9 protein-coding genes and 1 pseudogene are annotated in these 12,700 nt (G+C 37.0%); 4 read left to right on the top strand and 6 right to left on the bottom strand.

Annotated elements, in window-relative coordinates:
- Nucleotides 1–287: 287 nt before the first annotated feature.
- From WAK64_RS14250 to WAK64_RS14235, 4 genes and pseudogenes are all read right to left on the bottom strand, one after another.
- A complete protein-coding gene (locus tag WAK64_RS14250; protein WP_336587654.1) occupies nt 288–668 on the bottom strand; it encodes an SH3 domain-containing protein in 381 nt (126 codons plus the stop codon).
- A 111-nt stretch (nt 669–779) separates the two neighbouring features.
- A pseudogene (locus tag WAK64_RS14245) lies at nt 780–925 on the bottom strand (IS1595 family transposase); the annotation flags it as partial.
- The gene (locus WAK64_RS14240; protein WP_336587653.1) at nt 915–1,682 is read right to left on the bottom strand and encodes a 2-phosphosulfolactate phosphatase; all 768 of its coding nucleotides are present in this window, start codon (nt 1,680–1,682) and stop codon (nt 915–917) included. The gene WAK64_RS14240 and the pseudogene WAK64_RS14245, both read right to left, overlap by 11 nt.
- A 123-nt stretch (nt 1,683–1,805) precedes the next feature.
- The gene (locus WAK64_RS14235) at nt 1,806–1,979 is read right to left on the bottom strand and encodes a hypothetical protein (protein ID WP_336587652.1); all 174 of its coding nucleotides are present in this window, start codon (nt 1,977–1,979) and stop codon (nt 1,806–1,808) included.
- Nucleotides 1,980–2,558: 579 nt separating this feature from the next.
- Here WAK64_RS14235 and WAK64_RS14230 point away from each other — a divergent pair.
- Together WAK64_RS14230 and WAK64_RS14225 are read left to right on the top strand one after the other, a co-directional pair.
- Nucleotides 2,559–3,230, top strand: a complete 672-nt coding sequence (locus tag WAK64_RS14230) for a M12 family metallopeptidase (protein WP_336587651.1) — start codon at nt 2,559–2,561, stop codon at nt 3,228–3,230.
- A 60-nt stretch (nt 3,231–3,290) separates the two neighbouring features.
- Nucleotides 3,291–5,090 carry a DNA/RNA non-specific endonuclease gene (locus WAK64_RS14225; protein ID WP_336587650.1) on the top strand — a complete coding sequence of 600 codons (1,800 nt, stop codon included), beginning with the start codon at nt 3,291–3,293 and terminating at the stop codon, nt 5,088–5,090.
- A gap of 219 nt (nt 5,091–5,309) precedes the next feature.
- Here WAK64_RS14225 and WAK64_RS14220 read toward each other — a convergent pair whose 3' ends face one another.
- Together WAK64_RS14220 and WAK64_RS14215 are read right to left on the bottom strand one after the other, a co-directional pair.
- Nucleotides 5,310–5,399 (bottom strand): putative holin-like toxin, encoded by a 90-nt coding sequence (locus tag WAK64_RS14220; protein WP_336587649.1) that lies wholly within the window; start codon nt 5,397–5,399, stop codon nt 5,310–5,312.
- 1,369 nt (nt 5,400–6,768) lie between these two features.
- Nucleotides 6,769–8,091 (bottom strand): FAD-binding oxidoreductase, encoded by a 1,323-nt coding sequence (locus WAK64_RS14215; protein ID WP_336587648.1) that lies wholly within the window; start codon nt 8,089–8,091, stop codon nt 6,769–6,771.
- Nucleotides 8,092–8,601: 510 nt separating this feature from the next.
- On the opposite strand from WAK64_RS14215, the gene WAK64_RS14210 reads away from it, so the two are divergent.
- Nucleotides 8,602–8,922 (top strand): 2Fe-2S iron-sulfur cluster-binding protein, encoded by a 321-nt coding sequence (locus tag WAK64_RS14210; protein ID WP_336587647.1) that lies wholly within the window; start codon nt 8,602–8,604, stop codon nt 8,920–8,922.
- Nucleotides 8,923–9,265: 343 nt separating this feature from the next.
- Nucleotides 9,266–11,584, top strand: coding sequence for a glycoside hydrolase domain-containing protein (locus WAK64_RS14205; protein ID WP_336587646.1), 2,319 nt, complete (start codon nt 9,266–9,268; stop codon nt 11,582–11,584).
- Nucleotides 11,585–12,700: the final 1,116 nt, after the last annotated feature.

Raw genomic sequence — 12,700 nt, 5'->3', positions numbered from 1 at the left:
TAGCCTCTTCATCATCTTAGTGTCTACCACCTTCTGTAAAATCCACATACCACCTGTAATTTTTAAGTGCTCTCCACTCAACTGTTTAAGAAAAACAGAAAGAATGGCTATTCACTACAGACTGACAATAAAGAGAAAAAAGGAGGATAGGAAAAAAAATGTGAAACTTTCTTTTCCTATCCTCTCTACATAGACAACGTTACTTTGAACAAAAAGCAGTAATGACCAGAAGAACAACTACTGCAACTCTGCAATTGAGCTAAAGAACTCGAAAACAGTCCTTTTGATTAGTAGTCGATTACTTCTTTTACATTTTCTTTAGGTACCCAACCTTCTTCAGAATTCGTTATCTTTTTAACCCATAACCACCCATTAAGTTCCTTAAACTTTATAAGCTGTTCATCAACATTAACCTCTAATTCTTTCGCAATATAATTCTCTAAAATCAATCCGTGTTCACCTTGCATATGAATTATTTGTTCTGGTACCCAACCTTCTAGTTGTCGATCTTTAGTGTAACAATATATCCAATTATCCCAATTTTCGTAACTTTCATACTTTTTCCCCACAATAACAATCTGACCTTTAAAAAGTCTAATTGGATTGGGATAGTTACTCGTATGTTCTTTGGTTACTATATAAACATTTTTACATCTTTTATCTTTCATAATTGTCAGCCTCTTCCCTTAACAGAACTACCTATTTAGTTGAATAAGAAATAAAATTTACAGTGTGAACTTGGATATTCTAAGCGTATCACATGTTTCGACACATAGAATTTAATTCCCTTTTATCATCATATCGTTCATCGTGAATTTATTTCATTATGATGAACCCTCTCTAACACTTGAAACCAAGCGAGATAATTGTTTAAATACTTGGCCGCCACGCCGTTACATCGTTTTATCCACCCTTCAAGTCTTCGACGACGAAGCTGCGTTTACAAAATAATGATTGTGCAATAATGGAACAACTTGATATTTATTTAACTGACTACAGTGCTCAACATCCACTGCAAACCCTCGTTCACGTAATTCTCGACCGCTTCCACAATCCCAAATTAATTGAGCTATTCGTTCTTTTACTTGGGGAAATGCTGCCATACACACCTCTGCTTCAGGTGATTTTTCACCGTCTAAAGAAGTAAGAATCGCACCAGCGCCTAAATAATCTTCGATGGATGGCCGAAGAGTATCCTCTTCCTTTCGAACATCCCCCCACTGCTCCCCACAAGGAACAACTGTAATGTTTGCTTTCGTGTTTGTGCTATATTGATTGGCAACCAAGGCGACAGATGAAGCGTTTAATAAAGACCCGATGAAAAGAGCAGGAACCTTAGCAGCAACCCACGTACAAAAGGATCCATTGAGTGATGTTAAGACATACTTTTCATTAAAATGGGTTGGATTGAAAGAACTAGGAGATAAAGTTGGATTTCCACCCTTAGCTGCCTCAGACCTTCCTAAAATAAATTCAGCACCTATTTTTTTAGCAAACTCTTTTCCGTCCAAACTAGGAGGATATGGATAAATAGTAGCACCATACTTTACAGCTGATACAACAGTAGATGAAAAACTCAGTACATCGACGATAATGACAATATCGCCTCTTTCAGCTGCCTCTCTTGCCCCACGTTTTCCCCATTCAACACGAATACGATAAGGAGATTGATCAAACACCACCTATAAAGCCACCTACCTTTTTATTTCTAAGTACCCTATAATCGATTATAAAAGATACTGACAGAATAAATAGACTTATTATTCTAAAAAATATATAATGATATTAGAATTGTGTGCGGATAGCTAAGACTTGAAAAATGAAAAGCGAGGGTTTCTACATATCGTAGAACCCTCGCTTCCTTTCATACATTGAATGAAAGCCTTTTTATACGCTTTTTCAAATGTCCAGCATCTTGCACGACCCTTCATCCCCATATAACCTTCATCTGCACCGCCCATCCCATTATTTAATTTCAACGCTACATCTACTTTACTGGAACTTATAAATCCCCGTAAATGAGTAGCATTGGCCTCTGTACAGCATTTCTACCTCCTGAATTTCCCTTTTTAAAATCAATTTACTAGCGTGAACTGGTCAAAGCCGAAAAATACCTTCATTTGTTATGATTGATCCTTTTTCACCATTTCTTTCATAAATCTCTCAAAAAGCAACTACAAAAACAATAAAAATGTTATAATATTCTATATTTACATGATATTCATCAAGAATTTTGTATTATTTCCTTCATTTTATTCACTATGCTCCTATCGTCATTTCAGAAAATCTAAGCCTGTACAAATAACGCAAGCTAACGACCGTTAATTTTTCAATCAACTCCATTAAAATTATGCAAGGACCTACATCCCTAACGACATGAACATTTCAGTCATCATTCCATTATTTTATAGAACTCCTCATTATCACCAAGTCGGTAACTACTTCGTCAACTTGAACAATCCTTTTTTCAAAAAGAATGCATTACAGCCTACAGCTCTGGGGTTCAATGTCATTTCTAAACGATATAAAATACACGAATTATGAAGGGGGAAAACAAGATGGTCGAAAAGATTAAAGCTTGTATCGACAAACTACCACCTCAATCGCAAAATGAAATAGCCATCCTCAATCAATATAGGTGGGAGCCTGGACAAACCATTCATGTTCGCTTCTTAGAAGGAGATCCTACCGTTCAAGAAAAAGTAATTAAATATGCGAAAAAATGGGAGGAGCATGCTAACATCCGGTTTGAATTTGGCAATGAACAGAATGCTGAAATACGCATTTCATTTGATGAAAATGATGGTAGTTGGTCATACCTGGGAACTTACTGCAAAAATATTCCTTTAAACGAAGCAACTATGAATTATGGCTGGCTAACCCCAAGCACACCGGAAGTAGAATATTCTAGAGTAGTGTTGCATGAGTTTGGACATGCCCTTGGTTGTATCCATGAACACCAAAATCCCACCACCAATATACCTTGGAATAAAGAAGCCGTTTACCGATATTATATGGGGCCTCCTAATTATTGGTCAAAAGAAGCCGTAGATCACAATATTTTTGCTCGATATAGCAAAACCATAACTAGTTTCACAACCTTTGACCCTACTTCTATCATGCTTTACTCCATTCAAAATGAACTTACAATTGAAGATTATGAAGTCGTTGGAGGTGTTACCCTCTCCGATAAAGATAAAGAATTTATCCAAAGAATATATCCTTTTTAAACATCCTCTTAGGTTTTTCTATATTCATATACTAAATAAAGTACTTGAAGGAGGATTAATATGTCTATTATTCATGTTAACAATTCTCAACGTTTAAACAAGGAGCTCGTTGCGATGCAGCAACAACAAGCACTCAATCGATATATGGAACGATCTAAAGAACGGGAGCAAACTGTGAAAGATCTACAAACTAAAAACCCATTCGAAGTAGGGAAGCCTGAACGGGTCATTTTTCGCAAATCAAGAATTAACCCTCGAAATGGGTTGGCACTAGAAAGAATTATAAGAAAAAATGATTTGTTTCCAATCTCTTACCTTGAAGCAGGGCTTAAGGCAGCAAAACCTATTTGTAGGATTGAAGTTCGTGATAGTATCGGTAGAGTTCTTGGGTACGGTACAGGCTTTTTAGTATCCCCTTCCTTATTGCTGACAAATAATCATGTTTTAGAAAATGAGGAAGCTGCACTTTTTAGCCTTGCTCAGTTTAACTATGAACTTGACCTTAATTATAAAGAGCGAGAAAGTAAAAATTTCCGCTTTGCACCTCAGCGTTTTTTCATGACAAACCAAAAACTTGATTTCACTTTAGTCGCTGTCGACGAAGTATCCGGAAGTGGAACACATTTGAGTGATTTTGGTTATCTTCCTCTTAAGCCGCAAAAAGGGAAAGCATTAGAAGGTGAGCACGTTTCCATTGTTCAGCACCCTTCTGGTGCACCGAAAGCAATAGCGATTAGGGAAAACAAAATAACCGATATATTTGAAGATTTTGTTCACTACGAAACAGACACCCTTGAAGGTTCATCTGGTTCAGCTGTTTTTAATGACGAATGGGAGGTAATAGCCCTTCATCATGCTGGTGTTCGAAATCCAAACGACCCTTCAACATTCATAGCTAACGAAGGAATTCGAATTAGTAGTATTTTACAATATATTATGGAGCACTATGCTGACTTAAGTGATGAGCAGAGAAAGTTCCTTGACTACCTCTCCCGTGGTTGGGAATTTACAGATAAAAAACGTGAAGATATACTAGTTGAAGATTTAGGACTGGACTGGTATAAGGGGACGACCGGCTATGACCCTAAATTTCTAGGTTCTGAATATGAAGTGCCACACCCAACTTTGCGACCAGATCTTGAGCAGGACATAGCCTTGCTGAAAAACGGCAGTAAGGAACTAGATTATACACACTTTTCCATCGTTATGAGTAAATCTCGTCGTTTAGCTTTCTATACAGTCGTAAACATCGATGGCGCAAAACTAATACGCCTAAAACGCGAAAAAAAATGGCATTTCGACCCTCGTATTGATGAAAAATATCAATGTGGACCCGAACTGTATAAGAACAATCCTCTTGACAGAGGTCATCTTGTTCGCCGACTTGACCCGGTCTGGGGGGAAACAGCGGCGAAAGCCAATAAGGATACCTTTCATTTCACAAATTGCTCTCCACAACATAAACATTTTAATCAGAAGACATGGCTCGATTTAGAGGATTACCTATTACATCATGCTGAAAACTTCAATCTTACCGGTACCGTGTTTACTGGTCCGATATTTAGAAGTGATGATATGATTTATCGAGGAGTACAAATTCCCGCAGATTTTTGGAAGATAGCAGTGATTGTAAAAAAAGGAAGCGGCCTATCAGTCACAGGCTATTTGCAGTCTCAAAAAAATCTTATAAACAATTTAGAGTTTGCATATGGAAAATATAAAACATTTCAAGTACCAATTGTAAGAATTGAAGCATTAACTGGTTTAGACTTTGGTAATTTACGAAACCACGACCCAATCGGTCAGTTAGAATCGACAATTGGCCTTGTCATTGATACATTTGAAGATATAATCCTTTAGATTAATCCGACATCAAAATGTTGCTCTTTTCCAGAAACAACCTGCTTACTCATTGTACTTTTTGTAACATTTATGCTAACCTAAACATAGACAAGCAGTAACTGCATACAATAAGAAAGACCGCAAGTGCTACCACACTAAACGGTCTTTACAATAAACGATTCTTAGAGAGTCGGCAATTACTCGAATAGATCGCCCCCCTACGCGAATAAGGGCGGTCTATTTTTTGTCATTCTTGTCGAAGGACAGTATCGACATAACGAGCCCAGCAAATGCTACAGCAAGCATTAATGATTCGAATACCGTCATCGCCTTCCCCCCTTTCCAGGGTATGAAGCCGACTTTCCAAAGAAAAGTTATTGTCCTTTAATTATAGCATAATTACAGAATTTTCCGAAAAAAAGAAGAGACATTCGAGTCATATATAAAAAAAGCACCGAAAGTCCCTATTTTTGTGTCTAATATATTATGAGTATTTTACTAGACCATACACTCATTCTACCTAAAAATAGACTAGAAATCCTTATCGACCAAATAATAATCCTTACCGATAAGAATAGCAAGAAAAGAAGGATATAGTTAACAGCTTACACGCTAAACCCTTTCACTCATTCAGTAGTGGCGTTCTTTTCCTCTCCTTGCTTCATAGATATTGACCGTTCCCAAATTCAATCTCCGCCATCATTGAACAACCCTCATTAGCTTCTCCCACGTTTTAAAAAAGAGGTTGCATACTCACTTCAAATCAACGTCTAAAAGAAACTAAATCAAAAACCGCTTCTCGTATTATTCAGGGCAGTAGTGGTCCATTTCCCTCTCGTTAGCTTAAAAAAGAGACGAAAAGAAGCACCTCACTATCAGCGATAATAAGGTGCTTAAAAGGAGTAGTACTTAATTTTGAGACCTGAAAAGCCTGTACACTATATCGTATGAATGAAATGCATAGATGTGCAGGCTAGTCCGAATAATTTATCAAAATATTTTATTCTATATAACAAATCGGTCAAAACCAAAAAGGTCAACACATCCTCTATGTGCATGACACTTCACATCATTCTCCGTATGTATCTTAGGGTATTTCGCTTTTCCTAGCACTAAGTTCATTACCTACAGCGAAATTGAAATGACGAATCTACACTCCTTTTCCCTAATTGCCATGCTCTTTATTCTCTATATAAATAAACGATTTATTACTTAGGTAGTTTTAAAGTGTTCCTTATTTTCGTATTTGGGGTGGTCTCTGTGTTAAAAAAGAATTTACAGAAACATTTAGGTGATTTGGCTCGTCTAATAGAAAGGTAGCAATAGGTCAAACTTTCGAAGGTGTTATAGTTTGAGAAGCGGCATTAATTATAGCTTTATCCTCAATTTTTGGATCTTCATTTCTAAAAAAGCAGCTCTTCTACCATTCAAAAACGATAGGTGTTGTGAACATTCCTTCTTATTGGTCATATATCGATGTCCTTCAAAGCATATTTTCAAGTGCTGTAAAAGAGTTTAGCATAGTAATACGGCTGACCCCAAGTTTAATTTATAAATTTTTTACACCAAAGATTGAATTTATTGATAGGTGAAAAAGGACAAAGAAGCACATTTATAGAATTAAAAGATACGCACACAATCTATACAGTTTCAAAAGAGGAGACTATTCAATTAATTAATCGTTATCATCAATTTTTTATTTTGGAATGCTTTGTTCAAAGTGAAATAGATTCTCGGGATCGTACATTTGTTTCACTTTCTTTAGTCGAGCTAAGTTTTCTCCGAAGTAAGCAGTGGGCCAATCAGCAATCATAGCGTCGCTGTAGTTGCGAACCGATCCCCGAGTATATGGGAGCATGGATTCGCGGAATTTCTCAATCCATTGGATATTTTTAGTTGCTTCCGCATCCTTCGACCAAAAAGATTGGAATTGGATAACGAACAAGGCATTCCGATGTACGAATGCCGTTTCATTAGGAGGAATTTGTTTAATTGCACCACCATAAGGATCCAACGTGATTACATTGGCTGGACCTGGAGCGGTTTGCAAATGATGAATTAATACATCAAGTGCCACATCTGACAAAGGTTCGTAAACATAGGCTGAAGAGTTTTTAAATTTGTCTTGCTTTACGGGTCGTCCTGCAAACCTGCGAGCAGCTTCAATCCAAGTAATCGACTGAAACTCAACATTCTTGGGGTGAGTCGCATCTTGTAGCGGACGCATAATTTGCCTGAGCTCCTGTTCCGAACCGACAAATACGCCACTGGAGCGGAGATCGCCCTGCTTTTGTGCAGGAGCTAATAGTATCGATGTCAGACGGGTATCAGCATGGGGCGCCCATGTTTGCCAATAACGCAAAACTTTTTTGAGATCTGCAGAGTCCCATGTTAATTTGAAACGAGTAACATTCTCAATCGGGTCCACACGAAAAGTAAAGGAGGTAATCACACCAAAGCTGCCATTCCCTCCCCCGCGACAAGCCCAAAACAGGCTTTTATGCTGACGATCATTGACCCGAATAATTTTCCCTTTTGCTGTAACCATGTCCAATTCTAGTACACTATCACAGGTCATTCCCAATTTCCTGGACAACAACCCGTATCCTCCTCCTAGCGTTATACCCGATACACCAATGCTTGAACAAGTACCGGATGGGATGGTCACCCTTTGGTTCCAAAGCGCTTCATATAAAGGTAGCATACGGAACCCCGCGCCGACCTGTGCTGTGCCTCTCTCTTTATTTATTTGAAGCTTTTGCAACCCGCTGACATCAATGATGAGTCCATCTTCGACGAGGGAAAACGCTTCGTAGCTATGCCCACCGCTGCGTACGCGAAAAGGAATCAAATGCCTACGTGCCCATAGGATTGCGTTGACTACATCCTGTGTGACCTCACAGTAAACAATCAATTTGGGGAATTTATCAAAGCGTCCATTATAGTTAAGTCTTGCTTCATCATAGCCGGGTGAGCCTTGCAGGATCACACGCCCAGTAAGTCCTTCCATGCTTACCATTGACAATACCTCCTTAGAAACGTATGACGTAGAGAGCTTTATACAATCAATATGTAAAAGTAGAAGAAACCTGATGAGTATTCTTACTGATTTCGTACTTTTTTAATCGTATGTATCACTTCACCACCGAATTCATATTAACTGTTAAGAGTGCCACCTTATTTCTTCTTGTAGATAATCTTTTAATGTAATCAAACCTCCCTCTTCAGATGTGTGGTTATTTAAAAACACCAAAATAAATAGTGCTTGGTACATTCCCTTCAAGTGAAGAAGGTGTTATATAAACCATCTATTTCTAAATCTTAGGAGGAAATACAACCTCAAACATCTGATAACAAACCGTTATAAGTCCATGGTTTCAACTGGAGTGAAGCTCATTTAGGAAATGGAATATCATGAATTCGGAAAGTCCACAATATAATTATCTGTTAAGATCAGTAAAACTTAGGAATAGTTTAATATGAAATCGTATTTTCAGATTAGCTAAATTTCATTAAAGGAGAGAATAAAATGCCAAAGGTAACTGTTTTGGGACAAAAAACTTTTGAAGTAGAAAAAGGGAAAAAGTTAGTATTAGCACTTGAAGATAACGGAGTAAATATTCTCCACCGTTGCGGAGGAAATGCAAAATGTACGACATGTAGAGTAGAAGTATTGGAAGGTGAATTTTGTGATTTAACGAATGTAGAAAAGAATGCTATTTCAGAGAAAGGAATAGAAGATCACTTACGTTTATCCTGTCAAATTCGTGTAAATGCTGATGTAACCATTCGCCCAATCATGACAGTAGAAAACTCTGGTTTAGATACCGGCCCTAGACCAGTCGAATAAAACCTTTATGTTATCACTAATAAAAAGAAGTCATTTTACAATAAAAATAATCAAAATGGCTTCTTTTTACTAGCAGTTTCCATCATGCAAGGCAGGGTATTTACAAGGTGAAAATACTTAGATAATAAATTTTATTTTAGAGCTACCAATTTACATAAAGATGCTAGCTTTTGCAATAAGTTGAAAGTCATATCCACACCATTTCCTGTGGATTGTAAAGTTGAAAGAATAGCGAGAATTGTTCAATAAAGTTATAACTTCTCTTGTTCTCACAAAACCTCAAAATACATCATAATAAGTAAAGATACTATTTCTTACCAATAGATAAAGGGGAAAGATAATCATGAACCCTTCGATATTAGCAGTACAAATATGGGTTAATGAAACATATAGGGGAAGAGAAGGCTTTAACCCATCACCAGAAACTGGGAAAGCAGGATTATCTAGTATTTATGCTCTTATAAGAGCTTTACAGCTTGAATTAGGGATTTCAACACCGACTGATAACTTTGGTCCTGGAGCATCCACATTGTATAAGGCTTGGGGAGAAATGGAACTTGGTAAAGTACCTACAGATGAGATTGGAAAAAGGATTGTTACCATTCTTCAAGGGGCTATGTATTGTAAGGGGTATAATCCAGGTGGTTTTACAGGTCGCTTCGAAGAAGGAACACAAGCTGCAGTCTTAAAATTACAGACAGACGCTGGCCTACCGATTCGTGATGGAAAAGTATATGATTATGTATTCAAGGCTTTTCTATCCATGGATGTATATGTCCTCACCATCGGTGGTGATACACGTGTTAGAGAAATACAAAAAGACCTTAACTACAATTATTTTACTACTTCTGGCGTTCAACCGACTGATGGTCATTATCAAAGCGGGACTAATAAAGCCTTAATATATGGAATCCAGACAGAAAAAGGAATACCTACAGGAATACAGACTGGAACAGTAGGACCACTAACAACAAATTCTCTTCCAACATTAAGGATTGGAAGTAGTGGACAGTTTGTAAAACTCTTTCAATATGCTTTATATGTTAATCATTTTGACCCTGGGCCATTTGATGGTTATTATGGGGAAAATGTTAAAGTAGCTGTTACTGCCTTTCAAGCGTTTGTAGGGTTACCTCCTGATGGAATTGGAAATATACAAACTTGGCTTTCTGTTTTAGTTAGTACAGGAGACCCCAATCGTAAAGGAACCGCATGTGATAGCATCACAGAAGTTACGCCAGCTAGAGCTCAATCTCTTATTGACTTTGGTTATCAAGTGATTGGGCGATATTTAACCAATGCTGAAGGGGGAATAAATAAAAAAATCCAGACAGGAGAAATAGAAACTATTTTTGAGAGTGGATTGAATCTGTTCCCTATTTTTCAAACGCATGGAGGAGAAGCTTCTTATTTTAATGAAGAACAAGGGAAAAAAGATGCTCGAGATGCCTATAATGCCGCCAGAAGATATGGATTTAAAAGAGGGACTACTATATACTTTTCTGTTGATTTTGACGCATTAGAATATCAAGTTTCAGACAATATCATTCCACATTTCAGAGGAATAAATGACTATTTGGAGAATAAAGGTAGTTATTATAAAATTGGGATATATGGGTCTCGAAATGTATGTTCAAGCGTCTCAGATGAAGGGTTTGCAACTACTAGTTTCATTAGTGATATGTCCACTGGATTTAGCGGAAACGTAGGATACCCCCTCCCTAAAAATTGGGTATTTGATCAAATATCTACTATTAGAGTTGGAACAGGGAACGGTTATATTGAAATTGATAATAACATTGCATCAGGGAGGGATTGGGGCGTTAGTTCTGCTGTCCCTTTAGATCCTTCTGTACGAAATGACATTTTTTTCTCACAGTTAGAAGCTATATATCAACTTGCATTAGAGAATGGTTATTCTGTCTCTCAAGCAAATATCGTAACATTACATGTACTTCGTGAGAGTGTATATAATAGTACATTATGGAATAATTTAGCAGGATCCATAGAGTCTGATTTTGTACACTTAGTAAAGAGTAGCATCGACATGCCTGTAGAAGAAATTTATGACCCTGCGAGTGGTATTTCTATAGGAGTGGAGCATTTTGCGGCCTCATTAAATAGTCTCTTGTTTTTAGACGGTGCTGTACAATCTGATTTTGCAGGATGGGCAGGGGATTTACTAACCGTAATGGAAGATGCTCTGGACTTAGTTAAAAAAGGACTTGGCCAGCACGACATTTTAAGTGCGGGCCTATATTTAATAAACAATCCTGATATTGGTACTTTCCCGCCAAAGGATTTGATTGCTGATGTTGATGCTTTCAATGTAGGGCACATTCTTCTAAATAATCGCTCTTTACGTTTGCCTGTTGTTCTAAAAAATTATTACGCAAACTTATATCAAAAGAGGTTTTCTTTGTTCCTTCAAAATAGGTTTCACAATAGCATCGAAGTCCTATACGAACAGTCAATTAAGATATTTAATAGTCCAAATCCTGTTCTAACAGCACAAAGAGTGGCTATCGTCGCGGCAGTTGGACCATTTGTTTATAATTTTCAACAAGGAGAAGATATGGCAACTGCTTTTACCAATATTATATATAGAAAAATTAGAAAGGAAACAAAAGAAAATTCAAATATAGGAAGAGAGCAGCGATAATCCCTCTACTTATATATACTATGATTTTAATAAATCCAATTCCATAGTATTTTCTATGTAACCTTCAACCCATTCCATCCTCCTTTATTACTTTAACTTGTTCATTAATTATTGTCAGAAATAATCTTATAAGGGTGTACTCTATACAATCAACAAGATGACTTCCCTTATTACTGTAAAATATTATACAACTGAATATAGTGTAAGATCTTTAGATTTATCTTTTATCGACAATTATTAATCAAGTGACATTAAAACAACCCCACCGTCATAGGTGGGGTCATTCTTTTACGGAGTAGTATGTGAAGTGCATGTACAATACTTATAGTATTAAGCCATCTCTTTTTTTGTGTGGGCTAGTCTTGACCATTTCTTTTTTAAGAAGATTGAATCGCTTTTTTTGTCTATCCGAACACATTAAGAACGACCTCACCACCATTAATGAGATCGTTCTTTGGACGGAATAGTATGTGAAGTGCATGTACAATACTTATAGTATTAAGCCATCCCTTTTTTCGTGTGGGCTAGTCTTGACCATTTCTTTTTTAAAAGATTGAATCGCTTTTTTTGTCTATCCAAACACATAAAGAACGACCTCACCACCATTAATGAGATCGTTCTTTGGACGGAATAGTATGTGAAGTGCATGTACAATACTTATAGTATTAGGCCATCCCTTTTTTGTGTGGGCTGGTCCTGTCTTTTTTTACAAATCATAGACCTAGTTCAATTCCCCTTTCGATACAACTCTAATAAGGAAGGAAGCAATGCTTGAAAAATGAAGTAAAGGGTAAATTTAAACGATATAAATGAGATTGGTTACTCTAATTATTTATACATATTTTTAATGCAAGCGTAAACATCTATATTTTTTCAGAATAATCAGTTAATGTGATATAATAATATACAGAAGCGAATTTCTAAAGAAAGTCGGCCTTATTCCCTAGAAAGGGGGTAAAGCGTATGACGGTATTCGAATCATTGATGCTTACTGTAACATTTGCTGGGCTAATTATGTCGGTGCTGTCCTTCAACAAAAGCGATAAAAAATAGATCGCCCTTATTTGCGTAGGGGGGCGATCTATTCGAGTAATAGCCGGCTCTATAAAGAAATCC

The sequence above is a fragment of the Bacillus spongiae genome, from assembly GCF_037120725.1.
GTDB lineage: Bacteria > Bacillota > Bacilli > Bacillales > Bacillaceae_K > Bacillus_CI > Bacillus_CI spongiae.
Note: the sequence above shows the minus strand (reverse complement) of the source record. Positions and strands in the feature narration are given on the sequence as shown.

What these genes read in the sequence shown, in the direction of transcription:
- WAK64_RS14250 (WP_336587654.1), bottom strand. Translation starts at nt 668, where the DNA reads ATGAAAGATAAAAGATGTAAAAATGTTTATATAGTAACCAAAGAACAT.
- WAK64_RS14225 (WP_336587650.1), top strand. Translation starts at nt 3,291, where the DNA reads ATGTCTATTATTCATGTTAACAATTCTCAACGTTTAAACAAGGAGCTC.
- WAK64_RS14210 (WP_336587647.1), top strand. Translation starts at nt 8,602, where the DNA reads ATGCCAAAGGTAACTGTTTTGGGACAAAAAACTTTTGAAGTAGAAAAA.
- WAK64_RS14215 (WP_336587648.1), bottom strand. Translation starts at nt 8,091, where the DNA reads ATGGTAAGCATGGAAGGACTTACTGGGCGTGTGATCCTGCAAGGCTCA.
- WAK64_RS14220 (WP_336587649.1), bottom strand. Translation starts at nt 5,399, where the DNA reads ATGACGGTATTCGAATCATTAATGCTTGCTGTAGCATTTGCTGGGCTC.
- WAK64_RS14230 (WP_336587651.1), top strand. Translation starts at nt 2,559, where the DNA reads ATGGTCGAAAAGATTAAAGCTTGTATCGACAAACTACCACCTCAATCG.
- WAK64_RS14205 (WP_336587646.1), top strand. Translation starts at nt 9,266, where the DNA reads ATGAACCCTTCGATATTAGCAGTACAAATATGGGTTAATGAAACATAT.